At 60.2% G+C, this 25,427-nt stretch carries 22 protein-coding genes; 13 read left to right on the top strand and 9 right to left on the bottom strand.

What is annotated here, in order from left to right; genetic code table 11:
• Positions 1–597: 597 nt before the first annotated feature.
• The 3 genes from AC1DZE_RS17515 to AC1DZE_RS17505 are packed head-to-tail and all read right to left on the bottom strand — an operon-like array spanning position 598 to position 3,082.
• A complete protein-coding gene (locus AC1DZE_RS17515; protein ID WP_477700357.1) occupies positions 598–1,533 on the bottom strand; it encodes a glycosyltransferase family 2 protein in 936 nt (311 codons plus the stop codon).
• A complete protein-coding gene (locus tag AC1DZE_RS17510) occupies positions 1,530–1,904 on the bottom strand; it encodes a GtrA family protein (protein ID WP_477669545.1) in 375 nt (124 codons plus the stop codon). The genes AC1DZE_RS17515 and AC1DZE_RS17510 overlap by 4 nt, the downstream gene beginning before the upstream one ends.
• Before the next feature lie 41 nt (positions 1,905–1,945).
• Positions 1,946–3,082, bottom strand: coding sequence for an iron-containing alcohol dehydrogenase (locus AC1DZE_RS17505; RefSeq protein WP_477669546.1), 1,137 nt, complete (start codon positions 3,080–3,082; stop codon positions 1,946–1,948).
• 113 nt (positions 3,083–3,195) lie between these two features.
• Between AC1DZE_RS17505 and AC1DZE_RS17500 the strand changes: the two genes are divergently transcribed.
• The 4 genes from AC1DZE_RS17500 to AC1DZE_RS17485 all read left to right on the top strand — a co-directional run bounded on the left by AC1DZE_RS17500 (position 3,196) and on the right by AC1DZE_RS17485 (position 8,194).
• On the top strand, positions 3,196–4,062 hold the full coding sequence (locus AC1DZE_RS17500; protein WP_477673571.1) for a 2-keto-4-pentenoate hydratase: 867 nt from the start codon (positions 3,196–3,198) through the stop codon (positions 4,060–4,062).
• A complete protein-coding gene (locus AC1DZE_RS17495) occupies positions 4,063–5,031 on the top strand; it encodes an alpha/beta hydrolase (RefSeq protein WP_477700356.1) in 969 nt (322 codons plus the stop codon).
• Entirely contained in the window at positions 5,028–5,885 is an 858-nt protein-coding gene (locus tag AC1DZE_RS17490) for a YbgC/FadM family acyl-CoA thioesterase (RefSeq protein ID WP_477669549.1), read from the top strand. Before AC1DZE_RS17495 ends, AC1DZE_RS17490 begins: the two co-directional genes overlap by 4 nt.
• Before the next feature lie 71 nt (positions 5,886–5,956).
• On the top strand, positions 5,957–8,194 hold the full coding sequence (locus AC1DZE_RS17485; protein WP_477700355.1) for an O-antigen ligase family protein: 2,238 nt from the start codon (positions 5,957–5,959) through the stop codon (positions 8,192–8,194).
• Here the strand turns inward: AC1DZE_RS17485 and AC1DZE_RS17480 are convergent.
• Positions 8,176–9,078 (bottom strand): NRDE family protein, encoded by a 903-nt coding sequence (locus tag AC1DZE_RS17480; protein WP_477673641.1) that lies wholly within the window; start codon positions 9,076–9,078, stop codon positions 8,176–8,178. The genes AC1DZE_RS17485 and AC1DZE_RS17480 overlap by 19 nt on opposite strands.
• 30 nt (positions 9,079–9,108) lie before the next feature.
• Positions 9,109–10,062, bottom strand: coding sequence for a CAF17-like 4Fe-4S cluster assembly/insertion protein YgfZ (ygfZ, locus tag AC1DZE_RS17475; protein ID WP_477700354.1), 954 nt, complete (start codon positions 10,060–10,062; stop codon positions 9,109–9,111).
• An 84-nt stretch (positions 10,063–10,146) separates the two neighbouring features.
• Here ygfZ and mltG point away from each other — a divergent pair, with 84 nt between their 5' ends.
• The 7 genes from mltG to AC1DZE_RS17440 all read left to right on the top strand — a co-directional run bounded on the left by mltG (position 10,147) and on the right by AC1DZE_RS17440 (position 15,704).
• Positions 10,147–11,154, top strand: a complete 1,008-nt coding sequence (mltG, locus tag AC1DZE_RS17470; protein ID WP_477669553.1) for an endolytic transglycosylase MltG — start codon at positions 10,147–10,149, stop codon at positions 11,152–11,154.
• A 232-nt stretch (positions 11,155–11,386) separates the two neighbouring features.
• Positions 11,387–12,079 (top strand): dTMP kinase, encoded by a 693-nt coding sequence (tmk, locus tag AC1DZE_RS17465; RefSeq protein WP_477672642.1) that lies wholly within the window; start codon positions 11,387–11,389, stop codon positions 12,077–12,079.
• Positions 12,076–13,194: a DNA polymerase III subunit delta' gene (locus AC1DZE_RS17460; protein ID WP_477700353.1), complete on the top strand. Its 1,119-nt coding sequence runs from the start codon at positions 12,076–12,078 to the stop codon at positions 13,192–13,194. The genes tmk and AC1DZE_RS17460 overlap by 4 nt, the downstream gene beginning before the upstream one ends.
• Positions 13,195–13,260: 66 nt before the next feature.
• Complete coding sequence (locus tag AC1DZE_RS17455) at positions 13,261–13,635, top strand: PilZ domain-containing protein (protein ID WP_457280895.1); 375 nt, start codon at positions 13,261–13,263, stop codon at positions 13,633–13,635.
• Positions 13,636–13,753: 118 nt separating this feature from the next.
• Complete coding sequence (locus tag AC1DZE_RS17450; protein ID WP_457280896.1) at positions 13,754–14,551, top strand: TatD family hydrolase; 798 nt, start codon at positions 13,754–13,756, stop codon at positions 14,549–14,551.
• Complete coding sequence (locus AC1DZE_RS17445) at positions 14,548–15,219, top strand: ankyrin repeat domain-containing protein (RefSeq protein ID WP_477672644.1); 672 nt, start codon at positions 14,548–14,550, stop codon at positions 15,217–15,219. The genes AC1DZE_RS17450 and AC1DZE_RS17445 overlap by 4 nt, the downstream gene beginning before the upstream one ends.
• A gap of 146 nt (positions 15,220–15,365) precedes the next feature.
• Complete coding sequence (locus tag AC1DZE_RS17440) at positions 15,366–15,704, top strand: hypothetical protein (protein WP_457280898.1); 339 nt, start codon at positions 15,366–15,368, stop codon at positions 15,702–15,704.
• Between the two features lie 251 nt (positions 15,705–15,955).
• Here AC1DZE_RS17440 and AC1DZE_RS17435 read toward each other — a convergent pair whose 3' ends face one another.
• Both AC1DZE_RS17435 and AC1DZE_RS17430 read right to left on the bottom strand, forming a co-directional pair.
• The gene (locus tag AC1DZE_RS17435; RefSeq protein WP_477672645.1) at positions 15,956–18,103 is read right to left on the bottom strand and encodes a response regulator; all 2,148 of its coding nucleotides are present in this window, start codon (positions 18,101–18,103) and stop codon (positions 15,956–15,958) included.
• A 32-nt stretch (positions 18,104–18,135) separates the two neighbouring features.
• Positions 18,136–22,788, bottom strand: a complete 4,653-nt coding sequence (locus AC1DZE_RS17430; protein ID WP_477700352.1) for a response regulator — start codon at positions 22,786–22,788, stop codon at positions 18,136–18,138.
• Between the two features lie 200 nt (positions 22,789–22,988).
• On the opposite strand from AC1DZE_RS17430, the gene AC1DZE_RS17425 reads away from it, so the two are divergent.
• Positions 22,989–23,807 carry a hypothetical protein gene (locus tag AC1DZE_RS17425; protein ID WP_477671630.1) on the top strand — a complete coding sequence of 273 codons (819 nt, stop codon included), beginning with the start codon at positions 22,989–22,991 and terminating at the stop codon, positions 23,805–23,807.
• A gap of 110 nt (positions 23,808–23,917) precedes the next feature.
• Complete coding sequence (locus tag AC1DZE_RS17420; RefSeq protein ID WP_477671631.1) at positions 23,918–24,823, top strand: hypothetical protein; 906 nt, start codon at positions 23,918–23,920, stop codon at positions 24,821–24,823.
• Between the two features lie 37 nt (positions 24,824–24,860).
• On the opposite strand, the gene AC1DZE_RS17415 is transcribed toward AC1DZE_RS17420, so the two are convergent.
• Both AC1DZE_RS17415 and AC1DZE_RS17410 read right to left on the bottom strand, forming a co-directional pair.
• On the bottom strand, positions 24,861–25,046 hold the full coding sequence (locus AC1DZE_RS17415) for a hypothetical protein (RefSeq protein WP_477671632.1): 186 nt from the start codon (positions 25,044–25,046) through the stop codon (positions 24,861–24,863).
• Positions 25,047–25,068: 22 nt separating this feature from the next.
• Positions 25,069–25,422 (bottom strand): hypothetical protein, encoded by a 354-nt coding sequence (locus AC1DZE_RS17410; RefSeq protein WP_477673324.1) that lies wholly within the window; start codon positions 25,420–25,422, stop codon positions 25,069–25,071.
• Positions 25,423–25,427: the final 5 nt, after the last annotated feature.

Raw genomic sequence — 25,427 nt, 5'->3', positions numbered from 1 at the left:
CAGCAAACACCGCGTGAAATCGCTAATCACTGCATGAGGTTAATGGGGTTTTAGTTATAAAAAATAAGTAAATAGTCTCTTGCCAACAATGACATTTATGGTTATAAAAAGTAATTAAATGATTTTGCGACTGATTCTTCGGCCAGAACGCAGCCTGGCTGCTCGCTACTGATCTGGCGATATGGCCGAGCATTGGCATGTAGCCGAAGAAAACATGCCAGAGCGGGAAGCTCAATACGGCGGCAGGTAGCCATGCGGCAACCGCTGGTTCAATGTTTTAAAGATGTCCTCCCAAGGCGGCGTACTTCCCCGGCGATACCGAGCACCATCACGGTGATCCAGAGCTTGAAAATATCCAGATTGACAGCAATGGCCGAAGCGTATCGGCAAGGTAAAAGCGGCCGTAGGTCAGGTACCAGTTGCTGTCGAGCAGCCAGCTTCTGAGCGTGGCACAGTCGTGATTGGCCAGCGCGTGGACACCGATGACACCATCCCACATTTCGATCGACGACAACCAGATCGGTGCAGGTCCCGAGCAGCAGCTCGAACAAGGCTCAGAAAATTACACTACCGAATGGAGTTGTCGGCTCGGCCGTCTCAGTTATCGAAATTAATGCGTTCACGTTCGACGACGAGCGGACGTTTCATGACATGGGTCAGGATCGCGCCGACATATTCTCCGAGCAAGCCTATAAAAAACAGCTGTACCGATGCGAGAAAGAACACGCCTATCAGTACCGGTGCCGTGCCCATCGAAAACTGGTTCCAGAACAGCAGTTTGAGTAACAGATAGACGAGGGAGACCAGCAAGCTCAAGCCCGACAGCGCAAAACCGATCATCGTCGCGAGCCGTAACGGCACGCGCGAGTGAGAGGTAATGCCGAGCATCGCAATATCGTAGAGCGTATAGAAGTTGTTTTTGGTAATGCCCCGCAGGCGTCGCGGCTGGTTGTAGGGGATTTGCACCGCTTCGTAACCAACCTCGGAAACAAGGCCGCGCAAATAAGGATATGGATCGTCGATGCGTCGCAGTACCTCCAGTACCTTGTGGTCGTACAGGCCGAAGCCCGTGAAATTCTGGATCAGCTTGACGTCGGCGATCTTTGTGACGGTACGGTAATAAAGGCGGCGCAGCGAGAACATCAGCGAGGACTCTTCGGAGCTTGGTTTCACGCCGACAACAATTTTTTCACCGTCAAGCCAGTGCGCGACAAAATCTTTCATAAGTGCCGGCGGATCTTGCAGGTCTGCCACCAGCAGGATCGCAGCGTCGCCAGTCGCCTGCAGCAGTCCATAGTAGGGTGAGCGGATATGGCCGAAATTGCGCGCATTCAGGATGACCTTGACCTTCGGGTCGGCGGCTGCCAGTTTGCGTAGCAGCGCTTCGGTACGATCAGTCGAACAGTTATCGATAAACAGGTGTTCGTAACTGACGCCCTCGATTTCACCAAACACCGCGCGAGTCTGCGCATAGACCTCTTCGACGTTGTCCTCTTCGTTATAGCAAGGGGTGACTACTGTGATTTTTTTCATGGCATGGCGAAGACGAATTTCTGTTGCATCTTATAGGCGATCAATGCAAGCGGGAGCAGGACTATCGCGTTGGCGGCATAAAGATTGAGACCTGCCGCAAGCAAGAGTGCAACCCCACCCACATTAAGCCCGTAAATCAGGACATAAACCGCGGCAAAACGCACGAGCCTGCTGCGCGGCGCGCCGTCGAATACGAGTCGACCGGTGGTCTGAAAGTTAAACGCGATCCCGGCAACGGTCGCCAGTCCGATCGCTACGGGATATGGCATGCCAAGCAGGCTCAGAATTGCGAACAATCCGTAACCGAAACCGGTGTTGAGCAAGCCGACTATCAAAAAACGCAGAAATTTTGAAATTGGCAATTCAAGCAAACCTTGGAAGCTGGGCAGAACGTATTCTCCCCCCACCTGCGCTACATCGATTTTTCGAGCATGAGGCGGTAATCATCCATGTCGGCGATGCGTGGATTGGTCTTGTGGCAATGGTCAGCCAGCGCGCCGTCGATGATCCTGCCGAAACTCTGCGGCTGCACGCCCATTGCTGCGAGGCCGTCAGGCAACCCCAGCCGTGCGTTCATCTCACGAATGGCATCCGGAATGTCGGTGCCCGAAGCAAGGCCCATGGCACGCGCCATGCGGTCGAGGCGCCGGTCCTTCTGCACCGATTCGGCGGCCGCATTGAAGTCGACGACCACAGGCAGAAACATGGCATTCAGCGTGCCGTGGTGCAGGCGCGGGTCCACTCCGCCCAGGCTGTGGCTCAGCGAATGCACGCAGCCCAGTCCTTTCTGGAACGCCATGGCCCCTTGCATGGATGCGCTCATCAGGTTGAAGCGGGCATCCCGGTCACTGCCATCGCGCGTGGCCCGTTCGATATGGGCCCAGCCGCGTTCCAGGCCGTCCAGCGCGATGCCGTCGGCCGGCGGGTTGAAGGCGGCTGACATGAAGGTCTCCATGCAATGCGCAATCGCGTCCATGCCGGTGGCCGCTGTCAGTTTGGCCGGCAGGCCCAATGTGAGCTCCGGATCGCAAATCGCCGTTTTCGGCACCAGATGCCAGGAATGAAACCCAAGCTTGCGGTGGTCATCCACAATGATGATGGCCCCGCGGGCGACTTCGCTGCCGGTGCCGCTGGTGGTGGGTACGGCAATCAGCGGGGCCGCGCGGTCCGTGATTTTCAGTGAACCGCCTTCAATGGTGGCGTAGGTCGTGAGCGGGCCTTCATGGGTTGCGGCAATCGCCACGCCTTTGGCGCAATCAATGGCTGAGCCTCCACCGACCGCGATCAGGCCGTCGCAGCCGGCGGACTTGTACAGCGCGGCGGCTGCGCGAACGGCTGCCTCGGTGGGATTCGAAGGGGTTTGGTCAAACACCGTCACCTGCACACCGGGCAGCGCGTCAAGCGCTTTTTGCAAAATACCTGCAGCCTTGACACCGGGGTCGGTGACGATGAGCGGACGGGTGATGCCGACACGCTCACATTCCTGCTTGAGCAATTTGATCGCGCCGAATTCAAACTGGATCTGGGTGACGTAATAGATAAAGGCCATGGTTTTGCTGTCTTTCGCGTTGTACGATGCTGGGCGGTTTTCCCGTGCCGCTCATCTTGCCCCAATCGGTTGCCCCAATCGGCTTGGCCCTACTTTAATAGCTGGAGATGCCCATGAATTGCAAGCAAACCCTGATGCTGGTCACCTTGGCGATAGCGGCTCTTCAGGCCAGGGCCGAATGTCTGAGCGATGCGCAAGTCGGCGACCTGGCCGAAAATATCGCTGCCAGACAACCTGCGGCAAACCCGGAAGGTCTCAACGAAGCCGATGGCGCCTGTACCCGCGCCAAACTCAATGCGCTGCTGGAAAAACGCCACGGCAAAGTGGTCGGCTACAAGGCAGGCCTTACCAACCCGGCGGTACAAAAACGCTTCAACTACGACCAACCCGTGTGGGGCAAGCTGTATGAGGGCATGGTGCTGCCCGGCGGGTCCGTGGTCGATGCGGCTTTTGGCGCGCGTCCGCTTTTTGAGGCCGACATGCTGGTGCGTGTCAAAAGTGCAGCCATCAACCAGGCCCGGACACCCCTGGACGTGCTTGAAGCCGTTGACCAGATCATTCCCTTTATCGAATTGCCCGATCTGGTCGTTCAGGCACCACCCCGACTCAATGGCCCGGCGGTCAGTGCCATCAATGTCGGTGCCCGGTTCGGTGTGGCCGGCACGCCCCTGGCCGTGCCCGTGACAAGGGCAGAGCGCCACGCCATGCTGGTCATGCTGGAAAACATGACCGTGGTGCTTGCAGACGGCAGCGGTGCAGAACTGGGAAGAGGCAAGGGCAGCGACATCCTCGGTCATCCGCTCAACGCAGTCGTCTGGCTGGCCGGCGCCCTGGCCAAAGAAGGTCTTGCCATGAAGCCAGGCGATTTGATCAGCCTGGGCTCGTTTTCACCCCTGCTGCCCCCCAAGCCAGGGTTGACCGCCACAGCGGCTTACCAGGGACTGGCCGGAGCGCAGCCTGTGTCGGTAACATTCAAATAAATGCGCCGCACCTCCCCTGAAGACTTGCTGACTCCCGCGATGCGGAATGTACTCAGCCGCATGGCGCGGGCCAGGCGCCCACCGTTTCGTACGCTCCCCCCCGCAGGGGCCAAAGCGGCCTACGAGGCGGGTGCGGGCGTGCTGGAAATTCCCCGGCCGGCCCTGGCGCGGGTCGAAGACCTGCTCATTCCCGCCAGGGATGGCTACAGCCTGCCTGCGCGCCTCTACGCCTCCTTAAATGACCGCCTGCCGGTGCTGATTTACTTTCATGGCGGCGGCTTCACCATCGGAAGTGTGGCAACGCATGATGTGCTGTGCCGGCAGCTCAGCCATCTGTCAGGTTGCGCGGTGATTTCCGTGGATTACCGGTTGGCACCGGAGTACAAATTTCCTGTAGCTGCCCATGATGCCTGGGATGCCCTGCAGTGGCTGACGGCACGGTCAACCAGCCTCGGTCTTGACGAAACCCGTGTGGCGGTCGGCGGCGACAGCGCGGGCGGCACGCTGGCAACCATGTGCGCCATCCTGGCCCGCGATGCCGGTTTGCCGCTGGCGCTGCAGCTGCTGTTTTACCCCGGTTGCGCCGCCCACCAGGACACACCGTCGCACCGGCTATTTGCTGATGGCTTTGTGCTCGAGGAAGCTGACATCACCTGGTTTTTCAACCACTATGTGCGAAGCCCCGCCGACCGCGAGGACTGGCGCTTCGCGCCGCTCAATGCGCCGGATGTGGACGGTGTGGCCCCGGCCTGGCTGGGCCTGGCAGAGTGCGATCCCCTGGTCGACGAGGGGGTGATGTATGCCGACAAGCTGCGCGCGGCCGGCGTGCCGGTCGATCTGGAAATCTACCGCGGCGTCACGCACGAGTTCATCAAGATGGGGCGCATCATTCCCGAAGCACGGCAAGCCCATGCGGACGCGGCTCGGGCACTGCGCCAGGCATTCAATCTTCCGGACAACACGCCATGAAACGACAGGAATTCCGATTTTTTCACCCGCTGCGGGTTCGCTGGGCCGAAGTGGACATGCAAAAAATCGTGTTCAACGCGCATTACCTGATGTACTTCGACACCGCCATTACCGACTACTGGCGCGCGCTGGCGCTGCCGTACGAGGAAACCATGCACAAGATGGGCGGTGACTTGTACGTGAAAAAGGCCACACTGGAATACCATGGCTCGGCACGCTTTGATGACCGGATCGATGTAGCGCTCAAGTGCGCACGCATCGGCAATTCATCGATGACATTCACAGGCGCGATGTTCAGGGCCGATGAACTGCTCATCGCCTGCGAACTCATCTACGTGTTTGCCGATCCCCTGACCCAGACGTCCCGACCCGTGCCGGATGCGCTGCGCAATCTGCTCGTGGGCTTTGAGGCCGGTGAGGCCATGGTGGACATCAGGACGGGTGATTGGGCCGCCTTGGGCGCCGACGCGGCCAGGGTCCGCACGGCCGTGTTTGTGCAGGAGCAGGGCATTCCGATGGAGATGGCGTGCGACGAAGCGGACCACCCGGCCGTACACGCCGTGGCCTATAACGGGTTGGGAGAGGGCATTGCGACCGGGCGGCTGGTGCGGCAAGCAGATGGCACGGCGAAGATCGGGCGCATGGCAGTGCACAAGGCGCTGCGCGGAGCTCACCTTGGCCAAAATCTTTTGAACGCGTTGATGGACGCCGCCCGGGATCGCGGAGACCATGAGGTCATGCTGCATGCGCAGCGCAGTGCGGAGGGCTTTTACCGGCGCCTTGGCTTTGAGGCCCGGGGTGAGCCTTTCGAAGAAGCCGGCATCTCCCACGTTGAGATGGTCAGAGCACCGTAACGGCGTTGTTGGTGCATGCGGTCGCCTGTGCGTACGGCCTGTTTCAAACACTCAGAAAGCTGATCGATCTCATGACCCCCCAAAAAACCGGCCCCGATGCGCGGGGACATTCCACCGTCGCAGGTACGGTAGCCAAGCTGGAGCCTGCTGACTCACCTGGCGTGGACTCCACGGCGGCCCTGCCTGCAGAGGTGGCGCAGGGCGGCGGCTGGATCACCGTGCTTCTTGCTTTCATGATGTTTGTGACGCCGGCAATTGGCGTGCCTCATGAAGAAATGCTGCAGGACACGCTGAAATCCATGGTGGTGTCGTTTTCCGCGATCAGTGCCGGCCTGATTTTCTGCTGGCAGCAGCGCCACCGGCGGGAGCCCCTGCGTTGGCATGCCCTCATGTGGTTACCCCTGTCGCTCATGTTTTACGCCCTGGCAAGCATGCTGTGGTCGCATGCCTATCTCGGTGGCGTGGAGGCCATCCGGTGGTTCGTCTTCAGCCTGCTGCTATGGCTGGGGCTCAATACCCTGTCAAGGGACCGGTTGCCTCATTTGGCCCTGGGGATTCATGCGGGCGCCCTCGTGGCTTCGCTCTGGACCGCACTTCAGTTCTGGTTTGATTTCACTTATTTTCCGCAGGGTCCGAATCCGGCGTCCACTTTTGTCAACCGCAACTTTTTTGCCGAATTTGCGGTCTGCACCGTTCCCTTCTCCTTTTATCTATTGATGCGGGCACGGGACTCGCTGCAAATATCGCTGCTGTCCTTGACCAACGGCTTTGTCGTTGTGGCGCTCATGATGACAGGGACACGTGGGGCATTGATGGCGTTATGGCTGCTGCTGATCTTTCTGCTGCCGCTCATCGCCATGCGCTACCGCCGGCAACTGGCGATTTCTTCGTGGCACCTCGGCCAGAAATTGTTGGCATGCGGGCTTCTGGCGGCCACCGTCCTCGCTTTGGGTTTGATCCAGACCGGCAATCCGAAACTGACAGCAGAGGCCCGGGGCAACACGGCTTTCGAACGGGCCTTCAAGCGTACGGCAACAATTTCCGTCAATGACAGTTCCTTGGGCGTGCGCTTTGTGATGTGGAAAGCGACATCGCGGATCATCCAGGCCCATCCGCTAAGAGGCATTGGCGCTGGCGCCTGGGAAGTGGATATTCCGCTGTACCAGGCCGATGGCACGCAACTTGAAACCGACTATTACGTCCACAACGAGATCCTTCAGTTGCTGGCCGAATATGGCCTGGTGGGCTGGATGTTCCTGCTGGCCCTTCTTGGCTATCTCAGCATGGCCGCGTGGAAAACGCTCAGAAACCGGGGATTCGGGTGGTTGCAGGAGGCCCCGGAACGTGCGCTTGTCCTGTCCAGCTTGCTGGCGCTTTTGATCGTCAGCAATATCGGTTTTCCCTGGCGCATGGCCACTACCGACGCGATCTTTGCGCTGGCGCTGGGGTTCCTGACTGCTTCCGACGCCCGCCTGGGCGTTCAAGGCAAGTTTGCCGCCCAACAACTTTCCTGGAAGCCTGTGTACTCGAAGTTGCTGGGCATCACTTTAATGTTTTGCCTCGCGCTGGCGATCTATATATCGCAACAGGCCGCCGTGGCGGAAAGCAGGATCGTCAGGTCCGTCAGACTGGCACTAACCATCACGCAGTCCGGGGATGTCAACAACCCGCGCTGGAACGCCACCAAGCGGGAAATATTGGAGCTGGTCAAAGAAGGCACCCGCATCAATCCCCACTACCGCAAGCTGACGCCCATGGTGGCTGACGAACTGGCGCGCTGGGGCGACTGGCCAAACGCCGTCTGGATCTGGGAGTCTGTGGTGTCTTCGCGTCCGTACGTGGTGGCCTTGCTGACGAATATTGCCCGTGGGCATGCCCAGATGGGAGCCATGGACAAGGCTTTCGAATACCTGGAACGCAGCAAGAACCTCCAGCCGAAAGCGGCGTCAGTCCGATCGCTGGAAGTCGTCCTGCTGAGCCGGTCGGGGAGAACGGCAGAGGCCCAAAAGCTGACCAAACAATACCTGGCAGAAGGTATATATGACTATGACCTCCTGGATGCCGGGTGGATACTGGGTGTGAAAAACGGCGACTTGGATCTGGCCGTCCAGAGCATGGAACTGCGTAACAAAAGCTTTCCTGACCAGCAGGTCGACGGGCTGGTCAAACTGGGCTACCTCTATGCCATCCGGAAAAAAGATGACGCGAAGGCGTTGATGTTCTACAAGGCGGCCATGGCCGCATCACCCGAAAAAGACAAGGAAGCCACGCGTCAGCGCATTCCCCCCGACTACCGGTCCAGGCTCTGAGAAGCGGGTGCGGCTTTCTGCCATTGAACAGTGAACCGGTGCGAAACGGGATATGCCGGCTGATGGTGGTGGCTGGGCTCTTCAACTGACGGGCTCACGTACATATGCTCCTCGACCTGGACATCCCATCGCGTTGACAGATCGGCCGGATCTGCTGCTGCCAGCAGCACGGTGCTGCTCCGTGTGCCGTACGCATGGTCCGGAAAATCCACAAAGGCACTGGACAGAGCTTCTTCCAGCGCCAACGGCACGCCGGTGACCGGAAGGTCTTCGCGCGGCGCGCGCTGGCGATTACCCAGAGCCGACCACAGAGATGCCTGAAGCTCCGTTGCTTCCAGGCCTGAGCTCGTCTTCAGGGCGGCATGGAGGGAGCGTTTGAGTTCCAGGGTTTTGGGCCACGGCGTATCCAGTGCCGCATTGGACAACCCGTAAAGACCTGGTGACAGAACCTGAAGATGCAGGTTTGAAGCGCCAGACACCACGGCCGGCTTGTTTGTCACCCAGGCCCAGACGTTCCGCTGAAAATCGCCAACCACCAGGTTAAAGCCTGCGTAGTCCGCGCCTTCTTCTTCGAGAGCTGAAGCAAAACCTGCCGCATCATCGCGGCTTTCCAGCCAACGCGTCACCAGTTCCCCCCGCGAGCGGGCCCCGGCATCTGCGCGGGCTCCACGCACATTGGTGAGAAAAGCAATCCTGCCGCCCGGTGTCATGCCCATCCAGGTGCCGCCGGCACGCAAGTCACGGCCTGAAAGGACTTCTTGCCCCGAAGCGGTTCGCCAGCGGGCCAGCGGCAGCGTCGGCCGGTCCAGGAATTCATCGCGGTTGGCCGCAATCAGGAGCGGCCAGCGCTCCGATACGCCAATGGCAAACGCGATCAGGCACATGTCATGAGCCCCGCGCCCCTGTGCCGTGCATCAGATATCTTCCAGCAGCGGGTAGGGCAGGGGAAGCAGGCTCAGGGCTTCGCCTGTGGCGCTTCCCAGCGTCAACCGGCCGTCGCCGGCATCGGCGGCGGCAGAGGTCTGCATCGACACGATGGCGTCAAAGCCGCCAGCGGGATTGGCCGCCGCCGCGGCGACCAGCCCGCAAGGCTGCCCTGCATCGGAGGCGTGAAATATCTCCTGGCCTGTTGCCGGTGTTCCGGCGGTATGAACAAGGTATGCGCGCCGTTTGAGCGTGCCGCGGAACTGGCTGCGCGCAACGATTTCCTGGCCCGGGTAGCAACCCTTTTTGAAGTTCACCCCTCCGACGGATTCGTAATTCAGCATTTGCGGCACAAAGGCTTCAAAAATGGGTTGCGTGATCATCGCAATACCGGACTGCACGTCCAGCCAGTGCCACAAGGCGCTGTCGATGCGCGGGCCTTCGGGAGCGGGTGAAGCGGCAGGTACGCACAAAATCGCACGCGGCTGGCCCGCGCCGGGCTGCAAAAACACCATATTTGCATCACCAAAATCGGCTTTTGACCATACAGGGCGGGCGCCACCAGCTATCGAATCCATAGCGGCTCCGGTGACGCCATAGAGCGCGAATTCGGCACTGGCGTCGGTCAGTCTGGCCTTGGCACGCAGCACAAACATCGACAGGCGCTTGAGTATGGCAGGCAGGATGTCGCGGCTGCACAGCAGCAGCACGTCCTGCTGGCCGGCATCGCTGCTGCGCTTGAACACCACAAAACTGGCCTGCATCCGGCCCTTGGCATTGCAGAAAGCCGCCAGGCGCGCTTCGCCAGCCCCCATCAGGGCCACGTCCTGGGTCAGCTGGCCCTGCAAAAACGTGACGGCATCTTCACCGGAGGCACGGATGACACCCAGTTGCGCAAGTTCGGTGATGCCGGAAATCAGGTGAGCGGCAGAAGGCAGGGTCATGGGGCGTTCACATTCGATGAGGAGATGGGCTGAATTATCATAGGCTCGAGGTTTTGCGTTCTGTACAGAAAAGGTAGCTGGGTTGTGCGTCGTGTCTTTACAAGTCTGTTGATACTGGTATTTGCCGGCACCCTGCTGTTGTTTGGCGCGGGTTTGTGGTGGCTGCACGAGCCGATTCCCCTGCGGCTGGCCCCCGGCAGCCAGGTCGTAGACCTTGAAATCGAGCCCGGCACGCCCGCCAGCGGCGTGGCCGAGGTCATCGTGGCCAGCGGCGCCGATGTCCCGGCCCTGTTGCTCCATGCCTGGTTTCGCTTTTCGGGCCAGGCCCGGCTCATCAAGGCCGGCAGCTATGAATTGGTACCCGGCACCACGCCGCAAAAGCTGCTCGCCATGCTGGTGCGCGGCGATCAAGCCCTCAAAAGCGTCACCCTGGTAGAAGGCTGGACCTTCAACCAGGTGCGTGCAGCGCTACAAAAAGCAGAGCAGCTTGCGCCCGACACGCTTGGCCTGGCGCCCGAAATCATCATGCAAAAGCTGGGCAGGCCGGGTGTGCACCCCGAAGGCCGTTTCTTCCCCGACACCTACACCTACGCCAAGGGTTCCAGCGACCTGGCCGTGCTCAAGCGCGCAGCACGGGCCATGGACAAGCGGCTGGACGCTGCCTGGGTACTGCGAAGCCCGGACACACCGCTGAAAACCCCTGACGAGGCCCTGATCCTGGCCAGCATCGTCGAAAAGGAAACCGGCAAGCCGTCGGACCGGGCCCAGATCGGCGGCGTTTTCACCAACCGGCTGCGCCTGGGCATGCTGCTGCAGACCGACCCCACCGTGATTTACGGGCTCGGCGACAAGTTCGACGGCAATCTGCGAAAACGCGACCTGCTGGCCGATACGCCCTACAACACCTACACCCGCGCCGGGTTGCCGCCCACGCCGATCGCCATGCCGGGCAAGGCCGCCCTGCTGGCCGCCGTGCAGCCGGCACCGACCAAGGCCATTTATTTTGTGGCGCGCGGCGACGGTACCAGCCACTTCAGCAGCAGCCTGGACGAGCACAACCGCGCGGTGAACAAATATATAAGAGGCCAGTGAATATGACCCCCACGCTTTTCACTGCGTCTGCGACTTCGTGTAATGCGCGAGGCCTTGCAGGCCGCGGCTCGCGAGACGCTTCGCCTCTGTCGCCCGTCCAAGCCTGCGCAGGCAGGCTTGGAGCCGCGGGCTCCAGCCCCTCGGGGGCCGCTGTGCCTGCGGCCCGGCAAAGCCGGTTCCGCGGCCCCTGCTTGCACCACAACTTCGGCCACGCATTCGACCGAAAGGGATCATGAGCACCAGACCTCTCAGTGGCCTCTTCATCAGCTTCGAAGGCATAGACGGCGCCGGCAAGTCCACGCACATTGCCGGCCTGGCCGATGCCTTCAAGGCCGAGGGCAGGGCGGTGACGCTGACACGCGAACCGGGTGGTACGCCGCTGGCCGAAAAACTGCGTGCCATGGTGTTGAACGACGCCATGGAACCGCTGACAGAGGCGCTGCTGATCTTTGCCGCGCGGCGTGACCACATCGTCAATGTGATTGCGCCGGCGCTGCTGCGCGGTGACGTGGTGCTGTGCGACCGTTTTACCGACGCAACCTTTGCCTACCAGGGCGCAGGGCGCGGTTTTGACCTGAAGCTGCTCTCAACCCTGGAGCGTTGGGTGCAATCCGACGAAGGGCTGCTGGGCGACCCCGCGGGCAATTCACCCATGAAGCCCGAGGTGGAAACCGTGATCGAGCCGCATTTGACGGTGTGGTTTGACCTGGCGCCTGAAGAAGCGGCCCGGCGGCTGACCGGCGCGCGCCTGCCCGACAAATTCGAGGCTCAGCCGGTGGCGTTTTTCCGCCGCGTGGCGCAAGGCTACGCGGACCGGCAGAAAAATCACCCCGAACGTTTCGCCCGCATTGACGCATCGAAAAGCCGCGACGAAGTCTGGCAGGCCGTGCAGCAGGTGTTTATCGCCAAAGGCTGGTTGTCATGAGCGTTCTGGATACTTTGCCGGCGACGGCCGAATCCAGCAATCCGCGCCTGGCGCCGTGGCTCCAGGCGCAACTTGAAAGCCTGCTGGCCCAGCGCGGCCATGCGTGGCTCCTGAGCGGGCCCTCGGGTCTGGGGCAGTTTGAACTGGCGCTGGCGCTGGCGCGGGCCTGGCTTTGCGAAGAAGCAACGCCGCAGGGTGCCTGCGGACACTGCGGCAGTTGCCACGCGGTAGATGTACACACGCATGCGGACCTTTGCATGCTGATGCCCGAAACCCTGTCGCTGGCGCTCGGCTGGCCGCTCGACGAAAAGACGCAGGACGACCTGGACAGCAAGAAACGCAAGCCCAGCAAGGAAATCAAGGTCGATGCGGCGCGCGAAGCCGTGTCTTTCACCCAGTTCACACGGTCACGCGGCACCACCAAGGTGGTGCTGGTGTTCCCGGCCGAGCGCATGAACAACGTCACGGCCAACACCCTGCTCAAGACACTCGAAGAGCCTCCAGGAGCCGTCAAGTTCGTCCTGGCCACCGAGGCAGCGCACCAGTTGCTGCCCACCATCCGGAGCCGGTGCCTGGGCCACACCATGGTCTGGCCGGACTTCAGCCAGGCACTGGGCTGGCTCCAGCAGGAAATCACCCTGGCAGGTGACAGCGCCGGTAACACCAAAAAAGCCGCGGCAGCGCCAAAAGCCGCCGAATTGCAAACCTTGCTGGTGGCCGCGGGCGGGCGACCCGCCGACGCGCTGAGCTGGGCACAGAGCAATCCGCCCGCGGAAGCCGCCCAACATTGGCAGGCCCTGCCCAAAGCCATGGCGCGCGGCGACGTGAGCGCGCTGTCGGACTGGGCGCCAGCGCAGGCTGTGGATGCACTGCAAAAGCTTTGCCACGACGTACTGGCGGTGCGCATGGGCGCTGCGCCCCGGTTTTTTCACGCGGGCGACCTTCCGGCGGCCCTTCCCGCTGCGGCCGGCAAGACGGGTGGCGGGCTTTACGCCCTCGCAAGCTGGTCCAAAGAGCTGGCGGCCATTGCCCGCACGGTGGAACACCCCTACAACCCGGGCCTGATGCTTGAATCGCTGGTAAGCCGGGCCCGCACAGCGCTGAATGCGAAATAAACCCAAACCGTTTCTTTTATGCTGCAATTGCAGACGCCTTCGCAGGCAAACCGATAAACTAGCGCCATGAGCACACCACCGCCCGCCAGTTCGGCCGCCACCGCCCGCCCCAGCGTTGTCCAGCTGGCCATCAAGGAAAAAGCAGCGCTTTATGCCGCCTACATTCCCTTGTTCACGGAAGGCGGCGTTTTCATTCCGACTGCACGCGACTACAAGCTGGGCGACGACGTCTACGTCCTGCTGACGCTTCCCGAAGATACGCAGCGCTATCCGGTGGCCGGCAAAGTGGCCTGGGTCACACCCGCAAGGGCGGCCGGCAACCGCACGCAAGGCGTCGGCGTCCGGTTCCCGTCGGACGATAAATCCCGTCTCCTGAAGATCAAGATTGAAGAAATCCTCGGCGCCCACTTGGCGTCCGACCGCCCCACACAGACCATTTAGGCCCTGCTGGCCACGGCCGGCCACATCGGCAAGCGCCGTGGTTGCTATGGTATTTATAGCTGCTTGCGCAAGACCAATAAGGCTTGCAGCCTTTTTTGATACCTAACTTTGTACCGCGATGTTCACTGACTCCCATTGCCATTTGAGCTTTCCGGAGCTTCAGGCCCAATTGCCGCAAATCCGCCAGGCCATGCAGGCCGCCCAGGTTGACCGGGCGCTGTGCATCTGCACTACCCTGGAAGAGTTCGAAACTGTTCATGGATTGGCCACGGCCTACGACAATTTCTGGGCAACCGTCGGCGTGCATCCCGACAACGAAGATGTCCGGGAGCCCAGCCTGGACGACCTGCTGACACGCGCCAGCCTGCCCAAAGTGGTCGGCATTGGCGAGACCGGGCTCGACTATTACCGGCTGGGTGACCGGACCGTAGCGGACATGGAATGGCAGAGGGAGCGGTTTCGCGTGCACATCCGGGCAGCTCGCCAGACCGGCAAGCCCCTGGTGATTCATACCCGCAGTGCTTCCGACGACACCATCGCCTTGTTGAAGGAGGAGGGCGGTAGCGCTGGAGAAGCGGGCCGCGCCACTGGAGTTTTTCACTGCTTTACCGAAACCCAGGCGGTGGCTCGCGCTGCGCTTGACCTCGGGTTTTACATCTCTTTTTCCGGCATCCTGACCTTCAAGAACGCGGCGGATTTGCGGGAGGTGGCCCGATTTGTCCCCCTGGACCGCATGCTGATTGAGACCGACAGCCCCTACCTCGCACCCATGCCGTACCGCGGGAAAACCAATAATCCTTCGTATGTTCCCCTGGTGGCCAAGCAGATCGCGGAGCTCACCCAACAACCCATCCAGGCCATTGCAGAGGCCACAAGCCGCAATTTCGAGCAGCTTTTCAGCGGGGTTAAAGCATGAAAAATAACCTCATAAATTACTTTAAGAAAGCAATTATTGCCGTTGTTTTTTATGGGATTTCTTCGGCAAATGCAGGGTCGTACGATGATTTTTTCATCGCCGTCAAGCGTGACGATCCCCGCACTATTCAGGCACTGCTGCAGCGGGGTTTTGATCCCAACACACCTGACCCAAAAGGCGAGCGTGGGCTCTTTCTCGCGCTGAAGGAGCCATCGCTCAGAGTAGCGCAGGTATTGGTTGACTGGCCCAAGACCGACGTCAACACCCTCAACGACAAGGGCGAAAGCGCGCTCATGCTGGCTGCCCTCAAGAACCATCAGGCTCTGGCTGAGAAGCTGGTCAAACAGGGCGCCGACGTCAACAAGACCGGCTGGACGCCGCTGCATTACGCCGCCAGCGGCGGGCACCTGGGCATCATCAGCCTGCTGCTGGAAAATAGCGCCTATATTGATGCCGAGTCTCCCAACGGCACCACGCCGCTGATGATGGCCGCCATGTATGGCACCACGGAAGCAGTGCGTCTTCTCCTGGAGGAGGGCGCCGACCCGCAACTCAAAAACCAGCTGGGTTTGACAGCCTTGCAGTTTGCCGAGCAAGGCAACCGGCCTGACGCCGCAGCAGCGATCGTTGCAGCCATTCGCGCAAAAAGGCCTGCCGGAACCTGGTGAGTCGACCTGCCTGACACCAGATTTGATCTCAAGAGAGGTAGGGGAAAGTTGTGGTCCGATGTGGCGGCGCCGTCCGACTTGACGCAACCCACATAAGACATATGCTTTAAGCCACGTCTCTGATCCGGAGCGTGCAGGAGAAACTCATGACCTCTTTGAAATGCGCAATGGCGCTGTCCTTAACGGCCTTGGCCGCGCCAGCCATGGCGTGCTACACCGTTTATAACCCCAGCAACCAGATCCTTTATTCCGGTGAGGCGCCGCCCATAGACATGAGCTACCAGATCCACGAAAAGCTGCCCGCCGTCTTTCCCAGTGGCCATCTGATTTTTGACACGAGCAACAATTGCCCATCGATAGACGTACGCCGTGCCGTACCGCAACTCACTAATGTCGCGCTTGTATCGGCCGCACCCGCTCCCAGGCAAGCACGTCAGATGACGCGCGCCCAGCGCGAACGCGCGCTCGATTCCCAGACGAAATGAGCACGAGCAGTACGCCGCTTTAGTTTGAAGCAGGCTACGCAGCGAACTGCTGAAAAACATCACCCATTGAGGCGTGCGGTGCGCTTCACTTCGCAGGCCTCATGTGATCGGCGAGGCAAAGATACCTTTGCGGCACCCGTAATGTTCTACGATATGTATTATGTTAAGTAATAAATATGAGCGATCAGAGTGGTAGCCGCCTTTGGCTAAGCACGCTTTTCGCCCCATCCCTCTTCGACTTGCCTATCTAGCTATTGTTCGCCCATAGCCTTTGTTTCCACTCGCGACTGACTCACCATCGCCAGGAGTGAATCGATGTCTGCGGGTTTCACCACATGATGGTCAAAACCCGCTTGTTGGGAGCGCAACCGGCTTTCGGCTTCGCCGTAGCCGGTCAAGGCAATCAGCAGCGTTGTTTTCGATTCCGGGCGGCTGCGCAGCTGGCGAGCAACTTCAAAACCGTCCAGGCCGGGCAAACCGATGTCGAGGATGACCACGTCCGGCACGAATTCCTGGGCGATATTGAGCGCTGACGCGCCATCATTCGCGATCCTCACGTTAAAACCTTCCAGTTCCAGCAACACTTGCAGCGTTTCTGCGGAAGCGGATAAATCGTCGACGACAAGGATTTTCCGGGGAACAGTGGCCGCCGGTTTGGCGGCCGCCGGCGCAGCCGCCACAGGAAGACCGACATCGTTGTCTGAAATCCTCGCCGGAAAATAAAGGGATATCCGGCTTCCCATGCCTTTGCCTTCGCTATAAGCCTCTACTTTGCCGTTGTGCAACTCGACCAAATGCTTGACCAGTGTCAAGCCGATACCCAGGCCGCCTTGCGCGCGGTCCAGAGCCTGATCGCCCTGGGCAAAGAGGTCGAATACATGCGGCAGGAATTCGGGCTCAATGCCCTGGCCGTTGTCTGATACGAACAGGGTGACGCCCTCCTCCTGCAGCGAAGCGTTCAGCTCGATCTTTCCATGCTGATCCGTGAACTTGGAGGCATTGTTCAGCAGGTTGGAAAGTACTTGCGACAAGCGCACCAAATCGCCCTGGAGCACCACGGCTTCAGCTGGAAGACGGACAGTCAATTCCTGATTCCTGGCTGCCAGCAGCGGGCTGCTGGCCTCCACTGCATGCTCGCACAATGTCGAGAGCAGGACCGGCTCCATGTGAACCGTCACCTTGCCCCTGACGATCCGCGAGACGTCCAGAAGATCATCGATCATTCGTGACATGTGATCGACCTGCCGTGCAATGACATCACGCGCCCATGCAACTTTCGGGTTGACCACATGGGAACTGTGAATGATGTGCACTGCGTTCCTGATCGGAGCCAGCGGATTCCTGAGCTCGTGCGCCAGCATGGCAAGGAACTCGTTCTTGCGGCGATCCGCTTCCTGAACCAGCGTATAGAGTCTGGCGTTTTCCATTGCAATAGAGGCACGGCCCACCACCTCGCTGAGCAGGGCGGCGTCCGCCTGCGCAAAACCGCCGGCCTTGCCGAACAGGATGAGTGCGCCCAGCATCTGCTCACGCGCGACCAGCGGACAAATAGCCATCTCCTCATGGTCCGCCGGCAGCTCCGGCCAGGCAGGCTGCGGGGCTGCCGCGGAGGCCGTCGACGCCGCGCACAATTCCGTTGCGGGCAGAAACGCTATCTTCCGCGAGAGCATGGCGCTGCGGACCGTCGCCGCCATGGAGGCGCTCAACTCGCGATGGCATTCGAGTACGACAGGGCCCGCGGAGGGATCCGGGCCACCCGCAATCTTGAGGCAGCGACAGTGCAGTTCGCCATGGCTGTCCAGCAAGGCGACGGCCGCCATGGCGCCAAGGTCCGGTACGGCGATATCCGCCAGCGCTTGGGCAGTGGCATCGATATTAAGGGACATGGACAGGCGTTGGCTGGCATCCGACAGGAAGGCGGCGCGCCGCGTGGCATCCTCTGCAGCGGTGCGTGCCGCCTCGGACCGCGCCAGCGCCTCGCGCTCGACGGCCTGTTGCTGAAGCTGCCGGTTCATGCGGTGCAGGTCGACGAAAACCTTGACCTTGGAGCGCAACACCCCAGGCACGACGGGCGACGAGATGTAGTCCACCGCGCCCAGCGCGTAACCCTTGGCGGCCTGTTCCTCGTCCACATAGGCCGTGATGAAAACAATGGGCGTTTGCGCTGTCTTCTTGTACTGCCGGATCATGCTGGCGGTCTCCAGCCCGTCGAGGTCGGGCATGTTGACGTCCAGCAGGATGACCGCAAACTCCATCTGCAGGATGAGGCGCAGAGCCTCCCGGCCCGAGCGGGCGCTGACGATGTTTTGCCCCAGTTCTTCCAGGATGCTGTTCATGACAACATGCTTCTCCGGCAGGTCGTCGACGATCAGGATGTTGACCAGGTCCGGATTCAGCATGTTTGCCGGCTCCTGCGGCATGAGGACGGCACTCACCGGGGCAACCAGGCACGCAGCACGGCCAGCAGGTTTTCCGTATTGACGGGCTTGGAGAGGTAGTCCCAGGCGCCGGCCTCTATGCATTTCTCGCGGTCTCCCTTCATGGCTTTGGCCGTGACCGCGATCATGGGCAAGGTCTTGCCGGCCGGCAGCTTGCGAATCTCCTGCATGGTGACCAGCCCGTCCATCACCGGCATCATGATGTCCATCAGTACCACGCTGAGCTGCGGATCGGAGGCAACTTTGGCAATGGCGTCGTGGCCGTTGTCAGCCCAGACGATGTCCATGCCCTCCCCCTCCAGCACGGTGGCCAGAGCGAAGATATTGCGCATGTCATCGTCGACGATCAGTACCCTTTTTCCCGCGAGTGACTTGTTGGCATCGTGGAAGTTTCGCAAGGTGCTGCGCTGCCTGTCCGTCATGCGCGCCTCGCTTACATGCAGGGCATGCAGGGCCAGGTCTATCACCCGGGGGACAGACCTGGCTTCGCGGAAAAAATAGCCGTCGTGTGACTGCCAAGCAGGCTGAAGCTGCGCATCGATCATGCCTTCACGCCAGACCACCATCTGCAGCGGCCCGAGCACCGAGGTTGCGGGCGAGGCATTTCGCAAGCGGTCGAACCCGTTCGCCAGTGACGCCTCATCAATCACGGCGCATTCGAAGCGAGCGAAGTCCTCGGGTTTGACGTCCGCCAGTGACGGCACCGCGAGGCACTGAACATGGCTGCCGCCCAGCAGGCCGGTGACCTCGGCACGCAACGCTTCGTCCATCAGGGCAACAACCACGTGCCGCACCGGGCGCGACACATAACGGTGCAGCTGATCCAGCATTTCGTCGAGAACTTCCTTGGCTGGAATCGGTTTCTCGATGAATGCCATGGCGCCGGATCGATAGGCGCGCTCCTTGGAATCGTCGGTGGATATCACGCAAACCGGAATGTGCCTGACGCTGAAGTCCTGCTTGATGCGCTCGAGCACGCGCCAGCCCTCCATGTCGGGAAGATGCATGTCCAGCGTGATGGCCGAAGGCTTGAACTCGGCGGCAAGCGTGAGGGCGCGGGCCCCCAGCGACGTCACCAGGCCCTTGAACCCCTTGGCCCTTGCGGCATCAAGCAAAAAGCTGGCAAAGGCCAGGTCGTTCTCCACAATCAGGAGCACAAAGTCGCCAGGCTGGATGGTGTGCCGGTCATCCGCAGCCTCATTGGCCGCAGAGTGCGTGTCCAGAGACAGAACGGAATCATCGAAGGCGACTTCCATCTTCTCGAAACCCAGGCGGCTGATCGGCGCGGCCGGCTCGAAGCGCTGCTCGGCGCTGCTGCCCTGTTTGCGCGCTACGCGCGTCGAAGCGTAGACCAGCGGCAGGTAGAGCACAAAGCTGCTGCCTTCTCCCGGCGCGCTGGACAGGCGTATTTCGCCGCCCAGCAGGCGCGAGAGTTCGCGACTGATGGCCAAACCCAGACCGGTACCGCCGTACTTGCGGCTGGTACTGCCGTCAGCCTGCTGGAAGGCTTCAAAGATGATCTGCTGCTTGTCGGCGGAAATACCGATACCTGTGTCAGTGACGGAAAACGCCAGCACCTGCTGCGCGCGGTTGAGTTCCTCGTTGTCCGGACTCCAGCCGGTAAAGGCTTCTTCTATCGCCAGGGCCACATGACCCTGGTGCGTAAATTTGAAGGCGTTCGACAACAGGTTTTTGAGAATTTGCTGCAGGCGCTTGACGTCGGTCACCATGGAAACCGGCAACTGCAGCCCGGTAGTGATCAGGAAATCCACATTCTTGGCTTCGGCCACATGGCGGAAAGTGCGCTCGACGTACATCTGCAGATCGGACAGCCGCAGCTCGTTCACGTCCACCACCACCGTGCCCGACTCGATTTTCGACAAGTCCAGGATATCGTTGATCAGCATCAACAGGTCGTTGCCGGAGGAATGAATGGTCTTGGAAAACTCCACCTGCTTGTTGGTCAGGTTGCCTTCCGAGTTCTTGCACAGCTGATCGGACAGGATCAGCAGGCTGTTCAGCGGTGTGCGCAACTCATGCGACATATTGGCCAGAAACTCCGACTTGTACTTGGACGTGAGCGAAAGCTGCTTGGCCTTTTCTTCCAGTGCCTGCCGGGCTTGTTCGACCTCCTGGTTCTTGCGCTCCACCTCGTCGTTCTGCTGGACCAGCAGATGGGCCTTTTCCTGCAGTTCCTCGTTGGTCTGCTGCAGTTCTTCCTGCCGGCTTTGCAGCTCCTGCGCCAGGGACTGCGACTGGGTCAGCAAGTCCTCGGTGCGCATATTCGCTTCAATCGTGTTGATCACGATGCCGATACTCTCAGTGAGCTGGTCCAGGAAAGCCTGGTGGGTTGGGTTGAATCGCTCGACCGAGGCGAGTTCCACCACACCGCGGACCTGGCCTTCGAAGATGATGGGCAGCACCAGGATGTCCATAGGCGCCACTTCGGTGAGGCCGGACGATATCTTGAGGCCCTGCGGTAGCGAGGACGTCAACAAGATCTTTTGTTTGTCGAAAGCGCACTGGCCTATCAGGCCCTGGCCCAAGTCGATTTCCTTGCCGTAAGCGCCCTGCCCTTCGGAGGCGTAGCTGGCCATGAGACGCAGGCGCGGCCTCTCTTGCGTGTAGCTCAGCACATAAAACTCCGCCTGCTGCGCGCCAACCACCGGTGCCAGCTCCGAGAGAATCAGATGCCCCACGGCCACCAGGTCTTTCTGGCCCTGCAGCATCCGGCTGAATTTGGCGAGATTGGTTTTGAGCCAGTCCTGCTCGGTATTGACCTGGGTCGTGTCCTTGAGGTTGCGGATCATTTCATTGATCGTGTCTTTCAGCGCCGCCACCTCACCGAGCGCCTCGACCGTGATGGACCGCGTCAAGTCACCTTGCGTCACGGCAGTGGCCACCTCGGCAATGGCGCGCACCTGGGTCGTCAGGTTGGCAGCCAGCTGGTTCACGTTCTCCGTCAGGCCTTTCCAGGTGCCGGCGGCTCCGGGCACCTTGGCCTGCCCGCCCAGCTTGCCTTCCACGCCGACCTCGCGCGCCACCGTGGTTACCTGATCGGCGAAGGTGGCCAGGGTGTCAGTCATGCCGTTGATGGTGTCGGCCAGCGCGGCGATCTCGCCCTTGGCTTCCACGGTCAGCTTGCGCTCCAGGTCGCCGTTGGCCACGGCCGTCACCACGCGCGCAATGCCTCGCACCTGGCTGGTCAGATTGCCAGCCATGAAGTTCACGTTGTCAGTCAAATCCTTCCAGGTACCGGCCACGCCCTGCACGTCAGCCTGGCCGCCCAGTTTGCCTTCGGTGCCTACTTCTCGTGCCACCCGCGTCACTTCGGACGCAAACGAGCGAAGCTGATCCACCATGGTGTTGATGGTGTTCTTGAGTTCGAGGATTTCACCCTTCACGTCCACCGTGATCTTCTTGGAAAGGTCACCGGCAGCCACAGCTTTGGTCACGTCGGCGATGTTGCGCACCTGTGATGTCAGGTTACCGGCCATGAAGTTCACGTTGTCGGTCAGATCCTTCCAGGTACCGGCCACACCTTGCACATCGGCCTGCCCGCCCAGCTTGCCTTCGGTACCCACCTCGCGCGCCACCCGCGTCACTTCAGAGGCAAATGACCGCAGCTGATCCACCATGGTGTTGATGGTGTTCTTTAACTCGAGGATCTCGCCCTTCACGTCCACCGTGATCTTCTTGGACAAGTCACCGGCTGCCACGGCCGTTGTCACCTCGGCAATGTTGCGCACCTGCGCCGTCAGGTTGGAGCCCATGGAGTTGACCGAATCGGTCAAATCTTTCCACGTACCGGCTACACCTTGCACATCGGCCTGCCCGCCCAGCTTGCCTTCGGTACCCACCTCGCGCGCCACACGCGTCACCTCGGCCGAGAAGGTTCCGAGCTGCTCCACCATCTTGTTGATGATCATGGCCGTACGCAGGAACTCGCCTTCCAGCGCCTTGCCTTCTGCTTCGAGGGCCATGCTCTTGGAGAGATCGCCCTGGGCGACGGCACCAATCACACGCGCCACTTCGCTGGTCGGATGAACCAGATCCGCTATCAGGGAATTGATGGACTCGGCAGAGTCGCGCCAGAAGCCGGAGGCATCGGGCACGAATGCGCGCTCTTTCAAGCGGCCCTCCTTTCCGACCACCCGGCTCAATCGCTCCAGTTCTCGCGCCATCCGGACGTTCTCGGAAACGACATCGTTAAATGCATCTGCAACCTTGCCCGGTACACCCGTCCAGTCCTGCGGCAACGACGCATGCACATCGCCCTTCTTAAGGTCGGTCAACGCTGCGAGAATAATTTTTGTCTGGTCCGCTGCCGTATCGGCGTCATCAAGCACGGTGTTAATCGCGACAGCGTTTTCCAGCCAGAAGCCGGATAGTTTTTCTTCCGGCAGACGGCGACTCACTCGCGCAGCAGAGCGGGATTTGGTAGCAAGTCCCTTGCAGCGGCTGGTGGTCGCCGCCGTCATAGCCGACAGCTGATTGAATTCAGCGGCGATCTTTCCGTAGACGCCCTCCCATTCCGTCGGGAGTGTGACTGCGAGTTCGCCCCGCCGTAGCGCGCTGAGGGATTTGAGAATGAACTTGAGTTCGGTGTCGCGCTCCACCACGGCCAGCTTGGCTAGTGCCTCCATATCATTCATCCTGTATTGAAGGTAACGTTTTGTAGAAACGGCTGACGAGATTACTCGCGAACATTCAGAATGACAACACAAAGCCCTCACTATTTACCGAAGGGCGCGGCAATTTGCAGCATGCCTGTCACAACCTTTCATCTGTAGGTTTTGGCTTACATACCACTCCCTTCTAACGCTGTATATTTTGAAGTTACGCCTTGAAAATATCGCAGCAAGATGTATTCAAAAAACGGCGCGGCCCTGCAGCCAACCCTGCAGTTTTCTGGAGCATTTTCGACGGCACCATCACCATGAATGTTCAATTCCACAGCACATCAATCCAGGAAACGGCATTGGAAAGATGCGTGACGGAGGCGGCGCAATACGCACTCTTGCGGCGGCTCGCGCCTGTGATCCGTCACAATATGGCGGGAACGCTGCAGCCGATTGCCATGGTTGCGGCCATGCTGGAAAGGCGACTCCAAAAAGCAGACACAGATCCGGAAACGCTGCTGCGAAATGCACGCGACATCGTGACGTTGTCCAAAGAGGCGGGTGCATCCTGTGTTGAGTTGATGGGCTGGCTTGCCCCTCGGGAAAACAAGTCAGTCAAAGCTGGAAAAGGCATTGCGGAGTGTCTGGGCATGGTGGCAACCCAGCTCTCGTTCAAGGGCATTTCCATTGTCGACAACACCAGCCAAGCCGATGTCGAGCTGTCCCAGTCGGCGCTGCGCAATGTGTTAACGGCCGCGATCATTACCCTGACCGACACGGCCACCGGACCCAGGGCACTGCTCATGGAAACTGAATTCACCGATGGTTTCTTTTCCGTTCAGGCTTCATTGAATGAGCCGAATGCGTCCACGCCTGCGCGGGTGCCTGAGAAGTCGTCGTATCGGCAACTTGAATGGCATGACCTGGAAGCATTGGCGCTGCGGGAAGCCGTGCGCCTGACCCGTACGGAAAATCGGATCGCGCTGCTATTTGAAACATCCCCAACAACGCCGGACAGGCTGGCCGAAGCGGTACAAGCCTGACCAAATCCTTTTGGGCTCCCGTTCCCTCCCTTCCTCCTTCTTTCGGCGATAAATGTAGGACGATGGAGCGTATGGCCCAATTGCCTGTTTTTCACTGACACACTGAGACCATGAGCAACATTCAAACCCTCGTGGTCACCTGTTGCCTGGCATTGGGCACATACCTGCTGCCGGCTGCCGCGCAAGCACAGCAAGCTCCCGCTGTTTCGGCGGAACCCCACGCCGCAGCCCTGCTGGAAAAGCACATGGCATTGGCAGGGCAGCTAGCGCAGAACGCCTACCACAGGCCGCTTTTTCTGGAGTCTTCAGAAGGTACCAACACGGTCAGTGGAAGTGCATACGCTGTACTGAATTCCCCTTTCAATACGGTTAGCGCCACGTTCAAAAGTCCCAATCGCTGGTGCGAAATGCTGATGCTCCACATCAACACCAAATACTGCCACGCCAGTTCGGACAGCAGCCCCAGCACTCTGAAAATGAACATCGGCAAAAAAACCGCCCAGCAGCTGGAAGACGCATTCGTGTTGCAATTCAACTATCGGCTGGTTGCCAGCTCTTCCGACTATCTGGGTGCCCAACTCAACGCCGACAAAGGTCCGCTGGGAACCAGCAATTACCGAATCGAACTGCAGGCGGTTCCACTGCCTGGTGGAAAAACCTTTATTCATTTGGGTTATTCCTATGGCTACGGCATCACCAGCCGCCTGGCCATGCAGGGCTACCTTGCCACCGTGGGCAGTGGAAAAGTGGGATTCACTCCAATACGGCAAGACCAGAACATGACGCATGTAGGCGGAATGCGTGGAGCGGTAGAGCGCAACACCATGCGTTACTACCTGGCGATTGAAGCCTACCTCGCCGCTGTGGACAAACCAGCCGCGCAGCAACTTGAAGCGCGCATGCTGTATTGGTTTGATGCCACGGAGCAGTACGCGCGGCAGCTTCATGAGGTAGACAAGAACACTTATCTCACCATGAAAAGGGCTGAATACCAGCGGCAGCAGGCCGCCCTGTAGGCTGTGCCGACGAGTGCCCGCACAGCCAGAGCTATGGTTAAACCGCCTGCGGTGGCACGTTGGTCGCCGGCTCGCGAATCGGTAGCGTCGGCTCCGGCGGTGGATCATTGACCTCCGGGGGCGTGCCAGGCGCAGGAGGAATAATCACCGGCGGCACCTCGGTGGGAATATGGATGCCCGGGGTGCCGGGACTGGGTTCCGGAACGGGAACATGAAGTCGCATTGGATGCTCCGGGGCCAGGGAGTTATCTGATCCAGCGTGGCAAGTGCGAACCGGCGCGGCGACGCAACTGTGATCGCAGCACGATCATGGCCAAGGCGCCGGCGGCGGCGGCCATCAATGCCGAACGGCACGGGTATTCCGCGACCTGGGTCCGAATAGAACCCATAAGGGGGGCTCGCTTGTCGTTGGCCCGAGCTACCAGCGGTCGGGTCGCTTGGTTGTCGGACGAAAAACCGCCTGTTCCATGGGCTTGCTCCGCCAATACCGCCTCTTCGGCGGACGGAAAAATATCTTCTGACAGCTTGCGTGGACCTGCACCGGAACGGTAAACAGCGTCCTCTGTGGACTGGCCCGTTAACACTGCGGATTCGTTCATGCTGT

The organism is Polaromonas sp. P1_F1 (assembly GCF_056405795.1).
Note: the sequence above shows the minus strand (reverse complement) of the source record. Positions and strands in the feature narration are given on the sequence as shown.